The sequence below is a fragment of the Variovorax sp. 05N34 genome (assembly GCF_056397405.1).
Genome location: NZ_JBFTNI010000005.1, coordinates 87,860 through 106,874, shown reverse-complemented (window position 1 = coordinate 106,874; position 19,015 = coordinate 87,860). Strand labels below are relative to the sequence as shown.

Genomic DNA, 19,015 nt, shown 5'->3' with positions numbered 1-19,015 from the left:
TTCGCCATGAAAGTCGCTGCAATCCAGATGGTGTCGGCCATCACCCGCGAAGCCAACCTGGCGAGCGCCCGCGCGCTGCTGGCCGAAGCTGCGGAAGGGGGCGCCGAACTCGCCGTCCTGCCGGAATATTTCTGCATGATGGGCGCGCGGGATACGGACAAGCTGGGGCTGCGCGAGGCGACGGGCTCGGGTCCGGTACAGAGCTTTCTCTCGGACGCCGCGCGCGAACTCGGCTTGTGGATCGTCGGCGGCACTCTGCCGCTCGAGACGGGCGATGACACCCACGTCTACAACAGCTCGCTGGTCTATGCACCGGACGGCGCCTGCGTCGCGCGCTACGACAAGATCCATCTCTTTTTCTTCGACAACGGCCGCGAGCGCTACGACGAACGGCGCGTGATCGCGCCCGGCAGTCAGCCTGTGACATTCGATCTGCCCTCGCGGGACGGTCATCTCTGGCGCGTCGGAATGAGCGTGTGCTACGACCTTCGCTTTCCCGAGCTTTATCGGGCGCTGGCCCGCGAGGGTGCCGAACTCCTGCTGGTACCCAGCGCGTTCACTCACACCACGGGGGCTGCGCATTGGGAGGTGCTGCTGCGCGCCCGCGCGATCGAGAACCTTGCTTGGGTGGTTGCGCCCGCACAAGGCGGCAAACACGAGAACGGACGCCAAACCTGGGGCCAGTCGATGGTGGTCGACCCCTGGGGATCCGTGGTTGCGCAGCAGGCCGCTGAAGAGGCGGTGGTGCTGTTCGACGTCGATGCGCAGCAGGTCGAACGCGCGCGCACGCAACTGCCGGCGCTGTCTCATTGCGTGCTCTGAAGACGGTGTCCTCGCCCACGCTGCCCGTCGCCCGCGTCCTTCGCCCCGCATTCGCGCGGCTGCGCTTCCTGCGATCGGTATGGAGGCGCTGGTTCCTGTGGGTGCTGCTGGCCATCCTCGTGCTTGCGTTGCTCGTCACTGTCGTGTGGCTGGCCGGGCGGCATGAGGTCGAGCAGGCACAGACGGTGCTGGACCGTGACACGGCCGATGCCGTGGCGGACTTGCGTGGAGGCCTGCAGCGCAACGTGCAGACCTTGCGCGCTTCGCTCGCTGGCGGCGTAAATCGCGAGCAGTGGGATCTTCGCGCCGGCAGTCTCCTGCGCGAGCACCGCGAATGGCTGCGGCTCGAATGGCGAGATGCCGGCTTGCAGACGCAGGCGGCGGTCGACACACCCTACCGCCGGCGCATCTTCGACGAGTCCGATCGCGGCGGGCAGGAGCCTTCGGATGTGGCGCTCGCCTGCGCCACTGCGCGCAAGCTCGGCGGCGCCGCCTATTCGCCGAGCCACTATGTTCCGGTCACTCAGGGCAACGGCCTGGAAGTCATGGAAATGTGCCTGCCAGTCGAGGGCGGCGGCTATCTCATCGCCTCCTATTCGCTGCGGGACATGTTGACTGAACTGGTCGCCCCCACGCTGAGTCGTGGACAGGAGGTCGCTTTCACCGAGGCGGATGGCACGCGGCTGGTGGCGATTGGTGTTCAGCGTCGCGTCGGCACCCGTGTCTTCACGTCGCAGCAGCTCATCGATCTTCCCGGCGCGCCGCTGATGCTGCGGGTCGACGGCTGGCGTGCCGTGCCGGATCTCTTCCCGAACATGCTGACGGCGCTGGTCACGGCGATATCGATCGCGCTCGTGTCCGTGCTGGTGCTGCTGGCGCGCGACACGCGTCGACGCCAGCGCGCCGAGCACGACCTCGCCGATGCGCTCGCGTTTCGCAAGGCCATGGAGGACTCCGTCATCACGGGCCTGCGCGCGCGCGATCTTCAGGGCCGCATCACCTATGTGAACCCTGCCTTCTGCGAAATGGTGGGCTTCAGCGTCGAGGAACTCACCGCCAGCGGCGGCGACGAGGCGCCCTATTGGCCGACCGAACTCGCCCACGAATACCAAAGCCGACAGGCGGTGCGGATGGCCGGCGGCGTGCCTCCGCGCGAAGGCTTCGAATCGGTGTTCATGCGCAAGGACGGAAGCCGTTTTCCGGTGCTGATCTTCGAGGCGCCGCTGATCAACGCGCACGGCTCGCAAACGGGATGGATGAGCGCCTTCATCGACATCAGCGAGCAGCGCCGCATCGAGGAGCTTTCGCGCGCGAGCCAGGAGCGGCTTCAGGCCAGCGCGCGCCTCGCGACGGTGGGTGAAATGGCATCGCTCCTGAGCCATGAGCTGACGCAGCCGCTGGCGGCCATTGCCAGCTACGCGAGCGGCTCGCTCAATCTGCTGCAGGCGCCCGACGAGAGTTCGCTGCAGAGCCATCGCGACGATGTCGCCATGGCCGTGCGCCGTATCGCCGAACAGGCCGACCGTGCCGGGCGGGTGATTCGCAGCGTCCACGATTTCGTTCGGCGGCGCGATCGTACCCGCGAGACTGTCGCGCCGCATGCCCTGATCGATGCGGTGCTTCCGCTCGTGCGCCTGCAGGCACGCAAGCTGGGCGTGCAGATCGACGTCTTCGTCGAAGACTCACTGCCTTCCGTGTACTGCGACCGCACGCTGGTCGAGCAGGTGCTGCTGAATCTGGCTCGCAATGGCATGCAAGCCATGGACATGCCCGGCTTGAGCAATCGCGTGCTGCGCCTGAAGGTCGCTCGCGCGCGGAACACAGGCCGCAACCGCGAAGCCGCCTCGGGTGCGGACGCACGCCGCTGGCTCGAATTCTCAGTGGCCGACGTCGGCTCAGGCATCAGCGACGAGGTGGCCGCTCGCCTGTTCACGCCTTTCTTCACGACGCGATCCGATGGCATGGGCCTCGGCCTCAGCCTGTGCCGCACGGTCGTCGAGCAGCACGGCGGGGTGCTGATGTTCGAGCCGCAGCGGCCTCGCGGCACCCTATTTCGCTTCACACTGCCGGCGGCCTGAGAGTCCGTCGGCCCATATTTATGCAACCCCTGATCGATGCCCTGATTTTTATCGTCGACGACGATGCGAGCGTCCGCGATGCCCTGGCATGGCTGCTTCGTTCTCGACGGCTGTCGAGCGAGAGCTTCGCGAGCGCCGAAGCTTTCGAGGCCAGGCTGGCCTCCGAACCGCTGAGCGACCGGCCGCATTGCCTCTTGCTCGACGTGCGCATGCCCGGCACCAGCGGATTGGTGCTGTTCGACCGGCTGGCCGAGCGCGGCCTGGTGGATGCGATGCCGGTGATCTTCCTGACCGGCCATGCCGACGTGCCCACGGCAGTCGATGCCGTCAAGCGCGGCGCCTTCGATTTTTGCGAGAAGCCTTTTTCGGACAACGCACTGGTCGACCGCATCGAGCAGGCGCTCGGCGCGTCACTGCGCGCGGTCGAGGCGGAGCGCGCACGTCAGGTATTGAAGCGGCGCATCGGCGAATTGACCGACCGCGAGCGCGACGTCATGCGTTGCGTCGTCGAAGGCTTGCCCAACAAGCTGATCGCCGATCAACTGTCGATCAGCGTCCGCACCGTCGAAGTCCACCGCGCCCGCGTCTTCGAGAAGATGGAAGTCAAGTCAGCCGTCGAACTCGCCAATCTCCTTCGCGGAATGTGAACGTTGCTCGCCCCCAGGCTGCGCGCACTTCGTGTCGCTTCGCCTACCCCCTGCCGGGGGCAACACCGGCGGCCCGGCGAAGCCGGTTCCGCGGTGTTTCACTAAGGAGCCGGGGCCTCCGCGCGGGGGCTATCCTTGCGCGCGTTCGCCAACGTAGATTTCGACGCGGCGGTTCTGGGCGCGTCCTGCGGGGGTGTTGTTGTCCGCGACGGGTTCGCGTGAGCCGCGGCCGTCGATCTTGAACGCGCTTTGCGACACGCCGCGTGCGATCAGGTAGTCGCGCGTTGCGGCGGCGCGCTGGATCGACAACGGATCGTTGATCGCGTCAGTGCCGGTGCTGTCGGTGTGGCCGATGATCCGGACTTCGGCGTTCGGGTTGTTGCGAAGGCCGGAGGCAAATTGGTCGAGGATCGGCGAGAAGTTGGGCTTGATGACCGAGCGGCCCACGTCGAACGACACGTCGCTCGGGATTGCGAGCTTCAGTTCATTGTTCGGGGTCTGGGTCACGGCGACGCCGGTGCCTTTGGTCGCGGCTTCCATCTGACGCTTCTGGTTCTCCATGCGCTGCGACCACAGGTAGCCGCCCGCTGCGCCCGCCAATGCGCCGATGGCCGCACCAGCGCCTGCGTTGCGGCCGGTCGCCGAGCCAATCGCTGCACCAGCGACCGCGCCAACGCCTGCACCGATGCCCGTGTTCTTCTGCGTCGTGCTCATGTCCGCGCATCCGGAGAGCACGTAGGCGGCGGCGCAGCTTGCGAGTACGAGTTTTTTCATTGGACCCTTTCGATGGTGAGAATTGACCGGGCGATTATCCAGAGCGAGGGGTCGGCTCCAGGGGCGTCGGCAGTTTCAGCATGTAACGCATGCGGCGCATTTCAGTCGCGTCGTGCGTTGTCGCCGGATGCGGGTGTCTCGTCGGTGTCCGCATCGTCGTGCAACTCGCCGCGCTTGCGTCCCGAGAACATGGTCCACCAGATGATGAGGATGAACACGATTCCGGCGCCCAGGGCTTCAAGCAAAATCAGACCCATGAAAAAAGGACTCCAGTGGCTGGTTGGGCTCGCGATCGTAGCAACGCTCGCCGGCTGTTCCACCAGCATCAGGCAGCCCGAAGTGCCGATTGCAACGCCGAGCGTGGGCACGCCGCCTCGCGACCTGGGTCCGCTCACCGGTTCGCTCGCGCATCCGAAGAGCCGTTGGGTGCCCGTCGCGTGGTCCGAGCTGCCGGGCTTCAACGATGACGCCTTGCATGAAGGCTGGGTGGCGATGATTTCGAACTGCGCGCGCCCCAACGCCGCATTTGCGCCGCTGTGTCGGGAGGTCCGGCAGTTGTCGCTCGCCGAGACCGGCGAGCAGCGCGAATGGATGATGCAGCGGCTGCAGCCCTACCGGGTCGAATCGCCGACCGGCCCGACCGATGGCAAGCTCACCAGCTACTACGAACCGGTGTACGACGCCACCCGCCGTCCCGATGCCACGCACACGGTGCCCATCTATCAGGCGCCAGCCGGACTAGTTCCGAAGCGGCCCTGGTACACGCGTCAGGAGATCGACACGCTGCCGCAGGCGCAGGCCGCGCTGAGGGGTCGTGAGATCGCGTGGCTCGCGGATCCAATCGACGCGCTCATGCTCCACATCCAGGGTTCGGGGCGATTGCGCATGACTGAAGCCGATGGCACACAGCATGTGATCCGTGTCGCCTTTTCGGCCACCAACGAGCAGCCGTACCGGAGCGTGCAGCAATGGCTCATCAGCCAAGGCGTGCCCAAGGTCAGCTTGTGGCCTGACGACGTCAAGCTGTGGGTGGCTCAGAACCCGCAGCGTCTGTCGCAGTTGCTGTGGAGCAATCCGCGCTACGTGTTCTTCCGCGAGGAATCCATGTCTGAAGTCGACGCTTCTTCGGGTCCGGTGGGGGCGCAGGGTGTGCCGCTTACTGCCGGGCGCTCGATCGCTGTGGACCGAGACAGCATTCCGTACGGCACGCCGGTCTGGCTTGCGTCGCCGGGGCCGGCCATGCCTTTGGCGAAGCTGGTGGTGGCGCAGGACACGGGCAGCGCGATCGTGGGGGCGGTGCGGGCGGACTACTTCGCCGGCACCGGCGCGGATGCGGGGCGAATCGCAGCGAGGATGAATCAGCCGCTGCGGCTTTGGGCGCTTTGGCCTAAATAGGGCTCGCCCCCAGGCTGCGCGCACTTCGTGTCGCTTCGCCTTCCCCCTGACCGGGGGCAACACCGGCGGCCCGGCGGAGCCGGTTCCGCGGTGTTCCTGGTGCTCGCCCCCAGGCTTTGCGCACTTCGTGTCGCTGCGCCTTGCCCCTGACCGGGGGCAACACCGGCGGCCCGGCGGAGCCGGTTCCGCGGTGTTCTTGTTGCTCGCCCCCAGGCTTTGCGCACTTCGTGTCGCTTCGCCTTCCCCCTGACCGGGGGCAACACCGGCGGCCCGGCGGAGCCGGTTCCGCGGTGTTTCTGGAAGGCGTTGCGGAGGCGGGTGGGTGTGGTTAGAGGCCGATGATGCCGCCGTCGTCCTTGGTGATCATTACGGTGGCGGAGCGGGGGCGGGCTGTGGGGCCGCCGGGGCCGTAGGCTGCGACGCCGGCGCCGTTGCCGGGCCAGTGGCTTTCGTATTTGCTGGGGTCGGCGATGCTGGCGGCGGAGGTGTTTTCGCCGGGGTGCTGGATGTTGATGAATAGCGCCTTGCCGTCGGGGGATTCGGCCAGGCCGGTGACTTCGGCGCCCAAGGGGGCGGTGAGGAAGCGCTTGAAGATGGTGTCGTTCACCTTCTTGCCGGCGTAGGTGGTCACGGTGACTGGGGCGGTGGCGGCTGCGCCGGGTTTGCCGTTGGGCTGGTTGACGACTTCGATCTTGCCGCCGTCGCCGTATTCGCCAGGGATCGCCGCGAGCAGCATGCAGTTGCTGACGTCGGTGTAGGCGTTGTCGTCGGTCTCGATCCACAGGATGCCGCTCGCRCGCGAGAACCAGCAGCCGTCGGGCTTGGAGAGGTCATTGAAGTCCGAGAGGCCGGACAGATTCACGTTCTTCTGGTAGTTGACGTCATCGAGTCCGGCATCGGCCTTGGCTTGGCTGCCGAACAGGAAGATGTCCCAGTTGAAGGTAGCGGAGGACGCGTCGTTGCCGCTCTCACGGATGCGCATGACCTGACCGTTGACGTTGCCCTTCGACGTGGAGGCCGTGGCGTTCTGCGTCGAGACTCCCTTGTTGTCGAGCCAATAGCGCGGAAAGGCGGGGTCGACATCCGGGTTCGGCACGTTGTTGCTGCTCGTGGTGCCGACTGCGCCCCGATCGGGGTTCTCGGTCATGGTGATGTAGATCTCGCCGTTCTTCGGGTTCACGGCTGTCCATTCGGGTCGGTCGCATTTGGTGGCGCCAGCCGCATCGGCGGCGAGGCGCGCGTTGACCAGCACGTCCGCGAGATCGGCGAAGGCATATGCCGCATTGCCTGATAGGGCGGAATTGCTCAGGTCGAGCTTGAGCCATGTGCCGGTGCCGTCAGCGTTGAACTTGGCTGCATAGAGCGTGCCGTCGTCGAGGTACTTGCTGCCGGTGGCGAGGCGGTCGGCCGGGTTGGCATCGGCCGCGCTCCACAACGCTTTCGAGACGTACTTGTAGACGTACTCGCTGCGCGAATCGTCACCCATGTAGAAGGCCAGCGGCTTGCCGACGACGGGGTTGCTGGGCCATGCGCCTTCATGCGCGAAGCGACCGAGGGCGGTGTGCTTGACCGGTTTTGAAGTCGGATCGTACGGATCGATCTCGACCACCCAGCCAAAGGTATTGGCCGTGTTGCGGAAGTCATCGCTGCCGTCCGCGGAGGCGCCGATGCTGCTTGCATCCCATCGCGCGTATTCGGTGCTCGTGCCGTCCGCCGGTACGACGGTGGCCCAACGCTGGCCGCCGCCTGCGCCCTGCGCAAGGCCAATTCGCTTGAAGGCCACAAGTTCCTTGGCGGTGCGCTTCGCATCGTCGGCCGCGCCGCGCCTGAAAAAGCCGGCGAAGTTTTCTTCACAGGTCAGGTAGGTGCCCCACGGGGTGTAGCCGGACGCGCAGTTGCCGATCATGCCGCGCGTGTCGGTACCGGCGGGCGAGTAGGCCGTCTTCAGCAGCGCCGAGCCGCGCGCGGGCCCTCCGAACGCCATCGGCGTGCGCGGCGTGATGCGGCGGTTGAAGGGCGAGCCCTTGACCACTGCGAACTTGCCGTTCGACCGGGCGATCTCGACGACGGACGCGCCGTGCGCTTCCACTTCCTTGAGCGCCTCTGCTTCGGGGCGCGGACCGGCGCTGGAGCCGGCATTGGTCTGCCCGCTCGGGTGCATGAAGACCACGGTGCCGTTGATGGCCTCGTGATTGATCGCCATCAGCGCGCGTTCGTTGGCGCCGGGAGACGGCTTGCCGTCAGCGCCCAGGCCGAAGTAGTGCATGCCGTCGTGTTGGTCGCCGCTGCGGCGGCCAAAGGTGTCGTCGGTGCCGTTGTTCTTGTAGTCGCTGACGGCGGGGTCGATCGAATCGCCCGTCGCGTAGATCACCGTGGCGGTGTAGCCGGCCGGTACGGTGATGCGGTCCGCAAGGTCTTTGCCGACAGCCGAGAAGCCGAGCTTCGGCTCTGCGGGGCCCGGTGCGGGCGCGGGTGTCGGCGCCGGTGCCGGCGAGGGCGTCGTGGCAGGCGCGGGCGCGAAGATGCCGCCGTTGCTGCCTCCGCCACAGGCGCTCAGCGCCAAAGGGCCCAGCGTGGCCGCTGTCAGCGCGCCGACGCCGCCGCGCAGCAAGTGACGGCGATGCATGCGCGCGGCGATGACGTCGTGAAGACTGGCGTTGGAACTCGCGTTGTTGTCGAGGTCGTCCGGATCGATGGAGTCGATGGCGTTGACGGATGCGGGGGGTGCGGAAGGATGTTTCATCTTGTGGTCTGGCTGACGAGAGCCTGACCATAGCCACGCAATATGAAACTTCTGTGTCGCTGCGGCCCAGCGCGAACATCCTCTCAGGGAAGCGGCAACGCCGTCTTGTAGCGGACCTGCTTGAGCGCAAAGCTCGAGCGGATTTTCTCGATGCCGCTGATGGGCGTGAGTTGTTCGAGGATGAATTTCTCAAGGGCGGCGATGTCGGCGACGGCAACGCGGATCAGGTAGTCGCTGTCGCCGGTCATCAGGTAGCACTCCATGACCTCCTCATGCTCCGCGATGCGCTGCTCGAACTCCGCCAGCGATTGCTTGCTTTGCGTCTTCAGGCTGATGGAAATGAACACGTTCAGGCCGAGGCCGAGCGCGCTAGCGTCGACGAGCGCCACATAGTGCCGGATCACGCCAGCGTTCTCGAGCGCCTTGACGCGCGCCAGGCAGGGAGACGGCGAAAGATGCACCCGGCGCGCGAGTTCGACGTTCGAAAGCGCGCCGTCGCGCTGCAATTCATCGAGGATGCGAAGGTCAAGAGCGTCGAGTTGCATGAAGTGCTCCGGTTGAAGGATGTTGCGGCAGTTTATGCGGTGCTCTTGCCGGTATAGATGTAGAAACAGCATCCAATGTCAGCGAACGCAGCCTAAAGTGCGGCCTATGAACGCCCCGATCTCTCCCGACCCATTGCGCGCCGTGCCCGATGCAGCCCTGCGCGACGCGGACCCTGCCGAAACAGCCGAATGGCGCGAAGCCTTCATCTCGCTGGCCGAGACGCAGGGCCCTGAACGCGCGCGCTGGATGCTCGACGAACTGGCGCGCATGGCGCGGGCCCAGCGCATCGCCTGGCAGCCGGAGTTGTCGACGCCATACGTCAACACCATCGCGGTCGACGCGCAGCCGGTCTTTCCCGGCGATCTCGCGATCGAAGAGCGGCTTGCCTCGCTGATGCGCTGGAATGCGCTCGCGATGGTGGTGCGCGCCAATCTGGCCTACGGCGAACTCGGCGGACACATCGCGAGCTACGCCAGTGCGGCGGATCTGTTCGAGACGGGCTTCAATCATTTTTTCCATGCCCGCACGGCTTCTCATCGCGGTGATCTCGTGTTCTTCCAGCCGCACAGCGCGCCCGGTGTCTATGCGCGTGCGTACCTCGAGGGCCGCCTGGGCGAAGAAGACCTGATGCATTACCGCCAGGAGCTGACGGCGCCGGCGTTCGTCGACGGGAAGGGCGCTCGCGGACTGAGTAGCTATCCGCATCCGTACCTGATGCCGGACTTCTGGCAGTTCCCGACCGGCTCGATGGGCATCGGCCCCATCAGCTCGATCTATCACGCGCGCTTCATGCGCTATCTCACGAATCGCAATCTGCTCGATTGCGGAGGCCGCAAGGTGTGGGGCGTGTTCGGGGACGGAGAGATGGACGAGCCCGAGTCCATGAGCGCGCTGACACTCGCCGCGCGCGAGAAGCTCGACAACCTCGTCTGGGTCGTCAACTGCAATCTGCAGCGCCTCGACGGGCCGGTGCGCGGCAACGGCCGAATCATCGATGAGCTCGAAAAGCTCTTCGCCGGTGCGGGCTGGAACGTGATCAAGCTGGTGTGGGGCAGTGATTGGGACGGCCTCTTCGCGCGCGACGTGAACGGCGCATTGGTGCGCGCGTTTGCCAACACAGTCGACGGGCAGATGCAGACCTTCGCGGCCAAGGATGGCCGATACAACCGCGACACCTTCTTCGGGCAGGACGGTGAACTCGCGCGCCTCGCGCAAGGCATGACCGACGAGCAGATCGATCGCCTGAAGCGCGGCGGCCATGATCTCGTGAAGATCCATGCTGCTTACGCCGCGGCCGCTGCACACCAGGGGCAGCCCACGGTGATCCTTGCGCACACCAAGAAGGGTTACGGCATGGGTACGGCGGGTCAGGGCAAGATGACCACGCACTCACAGAAGAAGTTGGACGACACCGACCTGATCGAGTTTCGCAACCGCTTCAACCTGCCCCTCACGGACGAACAGGCGACCACCGCCGCGTTCTATAAGCCGGCCGATGACAGCGCCGAGATGCACTACCTGCTCGGCCGTCGCGCCGCGCTCGGCGGCAGCATGCCGCGCCGCGAGACCGTTTGCGACGTCGTGCCCAAGCCCGACATCGCCGCCTACGCGCAATTCGCCGTCGCCGCCGCGGGCAAGGAGATGAGCACTACGATGGCCTTCGTGCGCCTGCTGGGAAACCTCATGAAGGACAAGGCGCTCGGCCCGCGCGTGGTGCCCATCGTCGCTGACGAGGCGCGCACCTTCGGCATGGCGAATCTCTTCAAGCAGGTGGGCATCTATTCGAGCGTGGGCCAGCGCTATGCGCCGGAAGACATCGGCTCCGTGCTTTCATACCGCGAAGCCACCGACGGACAGATTCTGGAAGAAGGCATCAGCGAAGCCGGCGCCATCGCAAGCTGGACGGCGGCGGCCACGAGCTACAGCGTGCATGGCCTGGCGATGCTGCCTTTCTATATCTACTACTCGATGTTCGGCTTCCAGCGCGTGGGCGACCAGATCTGGGCCGCGGCTGACCAGCGTGCGCGCGGTTTTCTGCTGGGCGCCACGTCGGGGCGCACCACATTGGGCGGCGAAGGGTTGCAGCACCAGGATGGATCGAGCCACCTGATCGCGGCAACCATTCCGAACTGCAAGGCGTACGACCCGGCCTTTGCCGGCGAGATGGCGGTCATCGTGGATGCGGGCATCCGCGAGATGATGGTCGAGCAGAAGGACGCGTTCTATTACGTCACGCTGATGAACGAGAACTACGCGCAGCCCGATCTGCCGCCGGGTGTCGAAGCCGACGTGCTGCGTGGTTGCTATCGATTCAAGACATGGACCGGCGGGCAGCCGGCATCGAAAAAAGGCAATCGCGAGTTGACCTTGCTCGGCTCCGGCGCGATCCTGACGGAAGTCATCAAGGCCGCTGAACAGTTGGCGGCCGAAGGCATCGCCGTGGATGTGTTCAGTGTCACGAGCTGGAGCGAGCTTGCGCGCGACGGTCGCATCCGGGAAGAGCGCGCGCTGTCTGGCGACCCGGATACTGGCGCGCCCTACATCGCGCAACTCCTCGCCGGCGGAAGCGGCCCGATCATTGCGGCGACCGACTACGTCCGTGCTGTGCCCGAAAGCATTCGCGCCTTTCTCCCTCAAGGTCGGCGCTTCCTCACGCTCGGCACCGACGGCTTTGGCCGCAGCGACACGCGGGCAGCCTTGCGCCGCTTCTTCGGTGTCGATGCGCAAAGCATCGTGCGCGCCGCGCGGCATTCGCTCGCACCGCGCTGACGAGCCAAGCGGGGTTATTCCCGTTGTGAAGCGCGGCCATGGATTCCTAAGATCGCGTTTCGCGCCGCGCCCCCTTGAGCGCCGGCCATCGTTCGAACGCCTCGGGAATCTCCATGAAAAAAGCAGGACTCATCGGCCTCGGCGCCATGGGCGCGGGCATCGCGGCCACACTGCGGGCCAAGGGCTATGAAATGCACGTGTGCGACGTTCGGCCTGGCGCGGCGTTGCGCTTTGCGGAGGAAGGCGGCGTCGCCTGGGGAACGCCCGCTCAAGTCGCTGCCACATGCGAAGTTGTGGTGTCGGTCGTGGTCAACGCCGTCCAGACCGAAGCCGTGCTCTTTGGCGACCACGGAGCGGCTGCGGCGATGAAACCGGGCAGCGTGTTCGTGATGTGCTCGACAGTCGACCCGAACTGGTCGGTGGCGCTCGAAGCACGCCTTCAAGCGATGGGCATCCACTACATCGACGCGCCGATTTCCGGCGGCGCCGCCAAGGCGGCCAGCGGACAGATGACGGTGATGAGTTCGGCGCGACCGGAAGCCTATGCGCGGGCCGATGCGGTGCTCGACGCGATGGCCGGCAAGGTCTATCGCCTGGGTGACCGTGCCGGCGCGGGCAGCAAGGTCAAGATCATCAATCAGCTGCTGGCCGGCGTACACATCGCCGCGGCGGCCGAGGCGATGGCGCTCGGGCTGCGCGAAGGCGTGGCGCCCGATGCGCTCTACGACGTCATCACGCACAGCGCGGGCAACAGCTGGATGTTCGAGAACCGCATGGCCCACGTGCTGGCCGGCGACTACACGCCGCTATCGGCCGTCGACATCTTCGTGAAGGACCTGGGACTGGTACTCGATACGGCGCGCGCGAGCAAGTTTCCGCTGCCACTGGCCTCCACGGCGCACCAGATGTTCATGCAGGCCTCTACTGCAGGCCATGCGAAGGAAGACGACAGCGCGGTGATCAAGATCTTCCCCGGCATCGAACTTCCAGTCAGCTCCAGAGCGCCGTCCAAGCCATGAGCATTCTCCTGGGCTGCATCGCCGACGATTTCACGGGCGCGACCGATCTCGCGAACAACCTCGTACGCGCGGGCATGCGCGCCGTGCAGACGATCGGCGTGCCGGCATCGCCATTGGCTGCGGAAGTCGATGCGGTGGTGGTGGCGCTCAAGTCGCGCACGATCCCGCCGGCCGATGCGGTCGCGCAATCGCTGGAAGCGCTGCGCTGGCTTCAGACGCAGGGTGCAGGGCAGATCTACTTCAAGTACTGCTCCACATTCGACAGCACGCCAGAGGGCAACATTGGCCCCGTGACCGAGGCGCTGATGGATGCATTGGGCTGCGACTTCACGATCGCGACGCCGGCCTTTCCGGACAACAAGCGCACCGTGTTCAAGGGCTACCTTTTTGCGGGCGACGTGCTGCTCAATGAAAGCGGTATGCAGAACCATCCGCTGACGCCCATGACCGACCCCAACCTGGTGCGCGTCCTGCAGGCCCAGACAAAGCGCAAGGTCGGCCTGATCGACCATGCGGTGGTCGCCGGCGGGCCGGAGTCCATTCGCGAGCGCATGGCTCAGTTGCGCGCCGAAGGTGTGGGCATCGCCATTGTCGATGCGGTCTCCAACGCCGATCTCCTGCGACTCGGCCCTGCCCTGGCCGACATGCCGCTGGTGACGGCCGGCTCGGGCGTAGCGATCGGGTTGCCCGCGAACTTCGGCATCGCGCCGTCATCCACCGCGGGAGCGTTGCCGCCGTCGAGTGGGTTGCGGGCCGTGGTGTCGGGCAGCTGCTCGCTCGCAACCAATCGGCAGGTGGCGGATTTCATCGGGTCGGGGCGTCCGGCCCTGGCGATCGATCCGCTGCAGATTGCCGCGGGTGCCGATGTGTCTGCGCAAGCGCTCGAGTGGGCGGCTCCGCTGTTGCAGGACGGACCGGTTCTGATCTATTCGACTGCCGACCCGGCGGCCGTCAAATCGGTGCAGGGCCGGCTCGGCGTCGAAGAGGCGGGCGCCATGGTCGAGCGCGTTATCGCGGCCATCGCGCGCGGGCTGGTGGAGCGCCGCGTGCGGCAGCTCGTCGTCGCGGGCGGCGAGACTTCGGGAGCCTGCATCCAGACCCTCGGGATTGCGCAATTGCAGATCGGCGCGCAGATCGATCCCGGGGTGCCGTGGTGCCATGCCCAGAGCGACGCGGCAGGCGGGGTCGGCCTGCACGTCGCCCTCAAGTCCGGCAACTTCGGGACCGACGATTTCTTCAGCAAAGCCTTTACATTGCTTGGATGAATGAAGCCCAGATCCGCGAGGAAATCTGCCGCGTCGGCCGCAGCCTGTTCGAGAGAGGCTATGTGCATGGCACCGCCGGCAACATCAGCGTGCGGCTCGATGACGGCTTCCTGATCACGCCTACCGAGGCCAGCCTCGGCCATCTTGATCCCTCGCGGCTCGCGAGGCTGGACGGCAACTTGCGGCAGACGCACGGCGATCTCGCGAGCAAGACCATCGCTCTGCATACGCGCATCTACGGAGCAGCGCGCCGCTTTGACCCGGGCACGCGCTGCGTCATTCACACGCACAGCACGCACTGCGTGGCGCTTACGCTCAACGCACCGGGCGCCGAGCTTCTGCCGGCGCTCACGCCCTATTTCGTGATGAAGGTAGGCCACGTGCCGGTGATACCGTATCACCGGCCGGGCGCGCCGGAGGCCGCGGTGCTCGTTGCGCAAACCATTGAGCACTACGGCACGCGGCGCATGCCCATTCGCGCCGTGGTGCTCGAACGGCTCGGGCCCAACGTATGGCACGACTCCCCTGCCGCGGCGATGGCTGCGCTCGAGGAGTTGGAAGAAACGGCAAGGCTCTGGTTCGTCTGCCGCCAATCGCCGCAGCGCGCGCCCGCGCCGCTGGATGAAACACAGATCAATGACCTGCGCCGGAACTTCGGTGCCCGTTGGTGACGACACTATGCTCACCTCCAGCCTCGCCCACTTCGTGTGGCTCGGGCACCCCCTCCCGGGGGCGACACCTGCGGGCCGGCAAAGCCGGTTCCGCGGTGTCTCCCGACGGGGCCGCACGTGACCATTGGAGCCTTTGATGCCTCGATTTGCCGCCAACCTTTCGATGCTCTATCCGGAGCTCGATTTTCTCGATCGCTTCGAAGCCGCTGCCAAGGATGGATTCCGCGCTGTCGAATATCTGTTTCCCTATGCCTACAAGCCGCATGAACTCGCGGCCCGGCTGTCGGCGAACGGGCTCGAACAGGTGCTGTTCAACGGGCCGCCCGGCGATTGGGATCGCGGCGATCGCGGCGTGGCCTGCCTGCCCGGGCGCGAGGCCGAGTTCCGCGAGGGCATCCTGAAGGCAATCGATTACGCGGATGCGCTCAACTGCCCGCGCATCCATGTGATGGCGGGTCTCGTGCCCGACGGTGTGGAGCGCGAGACAGTGCAGCCCGTCTATCTGGACAACCTGCGCTGGGCGGCGGTCCAAGCGGCCAAGGCAGGACGTGACGTGCTCATTGAGCCCATCAACACTCGCGACATCCCGCGCTTCTTCCTGAATCGCCAGGACCATGCGCATGAGATCGTCGACCTGGTCGGCGCGCTCAACGTGCAGGTGCAGATGGATCTCTATCACTGTCAGATTGTCGAAGGCGATGTGGCGATGAAGATCCGCAAGTACTTGCCGGGCGGCCGCGTCGGGCACTTCCAGATCGCCGGCGTGCCCGCGCGGCACGAGCCCGACATGGGCGAGCTGAACTACGGCTATCTCTTCGACGTGATCGACGAAGTCTCGGCGCAATGCGGCTGGAACGGCTGGGTGGGCTGCGAATATCGTCCGCAGCGCGGCGCAGTGGCGGACAGCACTTCCGCAGGCCTCTCGTGGTTGCGTTCCCTGCAAGGCACGTCCCGCGAATGAAGCTCCAGGCGGTACGCATTCCTCCGCGCCTGCGGGCTTTCGAGGCCGGTGAAGACCAGGTGTTCGACGTCGTGCTGGCGGGCGGGCGCGTGACATCGATTGCGCCGACGCAACAAGCCGCGCGCGGCACGCTGCTCAGCGGTCTGGTCGACGCGCACGCGCACATCGACAAGAACTACACCGTGCGAGAGGTGGGCGCGGCCGAGGGCAACCTCTTCGCGGCCATCGGCCGCATGGTCGCGCACCGTGCAAGCTGGACCGCTGAAGGGTTGCGCGCCCGCATGCAGCGGGCGTTGGATGAAGCATGGCGCGGCGGAACGCGCGCGCTGCGCACGCATCTCGACTGGAGCGATGCGGAGGCGCCGACCTCGCTCGCGGTGTTCGAGCGCTTGCGCGACGAGTGGCGCGGCCGCATCGAGCTCCAGTTTGTCTCGCTCACGCCGCTCGACGTGTTCGCCGACGCAAAGACGGGCGACAGCATCGCGCGAAAGGTGAAGCGCGCGGGTGGCGTGCTGGGCGCATTCGTCTATCGCAACGACGGCATCGTGCACAAGCTGGGACGCGTGTTCGATCTTGCGCAGGAGCACGGTCTCGCGCTGGACTTCCATGTCGACGAAGGACTCGATCCCGAGGCGACCGGCCTGCGCACCATCGCGCAGATCGCGATCGCTCATGGCATGCAAGGACGGGTGATGTGCGCCCATGCATGTTCGCTGTCGGTGCAGGACGAGGCGTTTGCCAACCACACGTTGGCCCTCTGTGCGCAGGCGGGCATTCATCTGGTGGCCCTGCCCACCACCAATCTCTATTTGCAAGGCGCCTGGGACCGCACACCCTTGCAGCGCGGCATCACGCGTGTCCGCGAGGCCGCGAGCCGCGGAATTCGCGCCAGTCTTGCCACCGACAACGTGCAGGACGCCTTCTACCCCTATGGCAGCTATGACTTGGTCGAGACCTTCGGCCTCGGCGTGCAGATGGCACATCTCTCGCCCGCGACCGACTGGCTGGACGCAATCACCGTCAGCCCCGCGAAGGCACTCCGGCTTGATTGGGATGGCCGCATCGCGCCGGGCTGCCCTGCAGACATGGTGTTGCTGGCCGCATCGGACGAATATGAACTTCTGGACCCGCGCGGACGTCGACGCACCGTCATCCGCGCCGGCCGCACTTTGGAGAGCATCGCATGAGCATGGGCAAGCCGATGGCGAACTACGCCGCCGCCAAACGGGTCGGTGACTTCGTCTTGATGAGTGGCGTCGTCGCCGTCGACCCCACGACGCGCCGCGCGGTCGCAAGCTATGAAGACATCCCAGAGGCGGCCCGCACGGCGCTGCGCACGCTGGGCTACGCCACCGGACAAATGTCCGTGGACGTCTTCGAGGCGCCGATCGTCGCGCAAAGCTGGTTCGTGCTCGAACGCATTCGCCAGATCGCGGCGGAACATGGCGGCACGATGGATGACGTCGTCAAGCTGGTGCAGTACTTCACCCATCTGCCGAACTACGCGCCGTACAACCGCGTGCGTGGACTGTTCTACCCCGGAGAGCCGCCGGTCAGCACGGTGGTTGAAGTGTCGCGATTCCTGCCGGGGAGCGAGGTCTTGGTGGAGGTGGAGGCGACGATGTATTTGCCGGCGCATTGAGGGTTGGCACCGCGGGCACGGCAACCGTAAGATTTGCGTTCTTGCCCGGAGAAGCATCGTGCCCATCCATCTGAATCACACGATCGTCAAGGCGCGCGATCCGCGTGCGTCGGCGGAATTGCTGGCTGAATTGCTCGGACGCGACGCGCCGGTCCGCTTCGGACCCTTCATCGGCGTGGAAATCGACAACGGCGTCACGCTGGATTTCATGCAGGTCGAGGGTGAGGTCGACTGGCAGCACTACGCGTTTCTCGTGAGCGAGGGTGAGTTCGACGAGATATTCGGCCGCATTCGCGCGCGCGGCATCCGCTATTGGGCAGATCCCGGCCACCATCGACCCGGCCAAATCAATCACGGCGACGGCGGTCGAGGCTTCTACTGGGACGATCCGGACGGCCATAGTCTCGAGATCCTCACCCGTCCGTATGGCAGCAGCAGCGCCAGCAGCGGCTGACCAGACCGCGGCTGCTTCGGATTCGTGGTCCTGCGACGTCCTCGTGATCGGCGCCGGACCGGCTGGCAGCGCCTGCGCCCAGGTGCTCGCAAATGCGGGCTTCGATGTCGTGCTCGCCGACCAGCATGAGTTTCCGCGGGACAAGGTCTGCGGTGACGGCCTGATCCCCGACGCGCATCGCGCCCTCGCGCGGCTTGGTGTTCTCGACGAAGTGCTGGCGCATGCCAGAAGCGCGCAGCATGTCGCGTGCTTCGGGCCTCGGGGAGGCAGGGTGGACGTACCGGCGCGGCTGGCCGTTTTGCCGCGCCGCCAACTGGACGAAATACTTCGCCAGGCGGCGGTCGGGGCCGGTGCGCGCTGGCTACCGTCCGCTCAGTTCGAGGAGCCCTTTCTCGACCCCGAAGCACAAGTTGCTGGCGCGATCTTTTCGATGTCCGGAGGTCTCTCGCGGACAGTGCGTGCGCGCTGGACTGTGCTGGCCACTGGCGCCGGTTCCGGGCCATTGGCGGCGGCCGGCATCTGCGAACGGCGCGCGCCGAGCGGGATTGCGCTTCGGGGCTATATCAAGAACGACGCCATGCTCAACCGTGTGACCGAGTTGCAAGTCGTATGGCATCGCGCGCTTCGGCGAGGCTACGGGTGGATTTTTCCGTGCGCCGGCGGCGTGTTCAATGTGGGTGTCGGCGTGATCGGAAAGACTGACGTCAACCTGCGCCACCTGTTCGACGCCTTCGTGCGGGTCCATCCGCCAGCACGCGATTTGTTGGAAAGCGGGCTGTCGCTCGGACCTCTCAAGGGCGCGCCGCTGCGCTGCTCACTCGATGGCGCGCGCTGGTCTCGGCCCGGGATGCTCGTGGTGGGCGAAGCGGCGGGCAGCACCTATCTCTTTACGGGGGAGGGCATTGGCAAGGCGATGGAGACCGGCATGCTCGCTGCCGATGAGATCGAGGCGCATCGCGACGAACGACTGGGCGATGACGAAGCGCGCAGGCGCTATGAAGCCGCGCTGGGCGCACTGAAGCCGCGCTTCGCCGCTTACGAGCAGGCCAATCGCATCAACAACCATCCGTGGCTGGCCGATCTCTTGATCTGGCGAGCGCGTCATAGCGAAGGAATCAAGACCCACCTGAGTGGTGTGCTGCAGGAAACCCATGACCCAGCCAGCCTCGTGAGCACCATGGGCATCCTGCAACTTCTGCTGCCCCGCTGACGCAGTGACACCGGCGACG

At 66.0% G+C, this 19,015-nt stretch carries 17 protein-coding genes; 13 read left to right on the top strand and 4 right to left on the bottom strand.

Going from position 1 to position 19,015, the window contains the following annotated elements:
- Positions 1 to 6: 6 nt before the first annotated feature.
- From AC1DMA_RS15150 to AC1DMA_RS15140, 3 genes are read left to right on the top strand one after another with little or no spacing between them, the layout of a single operon-like run.
- A complete protein-coding gene (locus AC1DMA_RS15150) occupies positions 7 to 822 on the top strand; it encodes a carbon-nitrogen hydrolase family protein (RefSeq protein WP_478144718.1) in 816 nt (271 codons plus the stop codon).
- On the top strand, positions 810 to 2,900 hold the full coding sequence (locus AC1DMA_RS15145) for a two-component system sensor histidine kinase NtrB (RefSeq protein WP_478144717.1): 2,091 nt from the start codon (positions 810 to 812) through the stop codon (positions 2,898 to 2,900). Before AC1DMA_RS15150 ends, AC1DMA_RS15145 begins: the two co-directional genes overlap by 13 nt.
- Positions 2,901 to 2,920: 20 nt before the next feature.
- Positions 2,921 to 3,547 carry a response regulator transcription factor gene (locus tag AC1DMA_RS15140; protein WP_478127466.1) on the top strand — a complete coding sequence of 209 codons (627 nt, stop codon included), beginning with the start codon at positions 2,921 to 2,923 and terminating at the stop codon, positions 3,545 to 3,547.
- 129 nt (positions 3,548 to 3,676) lie between these two features.
- On the opposite strand, the gene AC1DMA_RS15135 is transcribed toward AC1DMA_RS15140, so the two are convergent.
- Together AC1DMA_RS15135 and AC1DMA_RS15130 are read right to left on the bottom strand one after the other, a co-directional pair.
- The gene (locus AC1DMA_RS15135) at positions 3,677 to 4,321 is read right to left on the bottom strand and encodes a YiaD family glycine zipper/OmpA-like lipoprotein (protein WP_478127465.1); all 645 of its coding nucleotides are present in this window, start codon (positions 4,319 to 4,321) and stop codon (positions 3,677 to 3,679) included.
- Between the two features lie 101 nt (positions 4,322 to 4,422).
- Entirely contained in the window at positions 4,423 to 4,578 is a 156-nt protein-coding gene (locus AC1DMA_RS15130; protein ID WP_478144716.1) for a hypothetical protein, read from the bottom strand.
- On the opposite strand from AC1DMA_RS15130, the gene mltA reads away from it, so the two are divergent.
- Positions 4,577 to 5,716 carry a murein transglycosylase A gene (gene mltA / locus AC1DMA_RS15125; protein WP_478127463.1) on the top strand — a complete coding sequence of 380 codons (1,140 nt, stop codon included), beginning with the start codon at positions 4,577 to 4,579 and terminating at the stop codon, positions 5,714 to 5,716. The two genes, AC1DMA_RS15130 and mltA, sit on opposite strands and share 2 nt — an antisense overlap.
- A 328-nt stretch (positions 5,717 to 6,044) precedes the next feature.
- Here the strand turns inward: mltA and AC1DMA_RS15120 are convergent, their stop codons facing one another.
- On the bottom strand, positions 6,045 to 8,459 hold the full coding sequence (locus AC1DMA_RS15120; RefSeq protein ID WP_478144715.1) for a PhoX family protein: 2,415 nt from the start codon (positions 8,457 to 8,459) through the stop codon (positions 6,045 to 6,047).
- Between the two features lie 83 nt (positions 8,460 to 8,542).
- On the bottom strand, positions 8,543 to 9,004 hold the full coding sequence (locus AC1DMA_RS15115; RefSeq protein WP_478127461.1) for an Lrp/AsnC family transcriptional regulator: 462 nt from the start codon (positions 9,002 to 9,004) through the stop codon (positions 8,543 to 8,545).
- Between the two features lie 106 nt (positions 9,005 to 9,110).
- Here AC1DMA_RS15115 and mdeB point away from each other — a divergent pair, with 106 nt between their 5' ends.
- From mdeB to AC1DMA_RS15070, 9 genes are all read left to right on the top strand, one after another.
- Positions 9,111 to 11,774, top strand: coding sequence for an alpha-ketoglutarate dehydrogenase (mdeB, locus tag AC1DMA_RS15110; RefSeq protein WP_478144714.1), 2,664 nt, complete (start codon positions 9,111 to 9,113; stop codon positions 11,772 to 11,774).
- 107 nt (positions 11,775 to 11,881) lie between these two features.
- Positions 11,882 to 12,793 (top strand): L-threonate dehydrogenase, encoded by a 912-nt coding sequence (ltnD, locus tag AC1DMA_RS15105; protein ID WP_478144932.1) that lies wholly within the window; start codon positions 11,882 to 11,884, stop codon positions 12,791 to 12,793.
- Entirely contained in the window at positions 12,790 to 14,058 is a 1,269-nt protein-coding gene (gene otnK, locus AC1DMA_RS15100) for a 3-oxo-tetronate kinase (RefSeq protein WP_478144713.1), read from the top strand. Before ltnD ends, otnK begins: the two co-directional genes overlap by 4 nt.
- Complete coding sequence (locus tag AC1DMA_RS15095; protein ID WP_478127458.1) at positions 14,055 to 14,729, top strand: class II aldolase/adducin family protein; 675 nt, start codon at positions 14,055 to 14,057, stop codon at positions 14,727 to 14,729. Before otnK ends, AC1DMA_RS15095 begins: the two co-directional genes overlap by 4 nt.
- 136 nt (positions 14,730 to 14,865) lie before the next feature.
- On the top strand, positions 14,866 to 15,690 hold the full coding sequence (gene otnI / locus AC1DMA_RS15090; RefSeq protein ID WP_478127457.1) for a 2-oxo-tetronate isomerase: 825 nt from the start codon (positions 14,866 to 14,868) through the stop codon (positions 15,688 to 15,690).
- Entirely contained in the window at positions 15,687 to 16,877 is a 1,191-nt protein-coding gene (locus AC1DMA_RS15085; protein WP_478144712.1) for an amidohydrolase family protein, read from the top strand. Before otnI ends, AC1DMA_RS15085 begins: the two co-directional genes overlap by 4 nt.
- A complete protein-coding gene (locus AC1DMA_RS15080; RefSeq protein ID WP_478127455.1) occupies positions 16,874 to 17,332 on the top strand; it encodes a RidA family protein in 459 nt (152 codons plus the stop codon). Before AC1DMA_RS15085 ends, AC1DMA_RS15080 begins: the two co-directional genes overlap by 4 nt.
- Positions 17,333 to 17,390: 58 nt before the next feature.
- A complete protein-coding gene (locus AC1DMA_RS15075) occupies positions 17,391 to 17,786 on the top strand; it encodes a VOC family protein (RefSeq protein ID WP_478144711.1) in 396 nt (131 codons plus the stop codon).
- Entirely contained in the window at positions 17,758 to 18,996 is a 1,239-nt protein-coding gene (locus tag AC1DMA_RS15070; RefSeq protein ID WP_478127453.1) for an NAD(P)/FAD-dependent oxidoreductase, read from the top strand. The genes AC1DMA_RS15075 and AC1DMA_RS15070 overlap by 29 nt, the downstream gene beginning before the upstream one ends.
- Positions 18,997 to 19,015 lie beyond the last annotated feature (19 nt).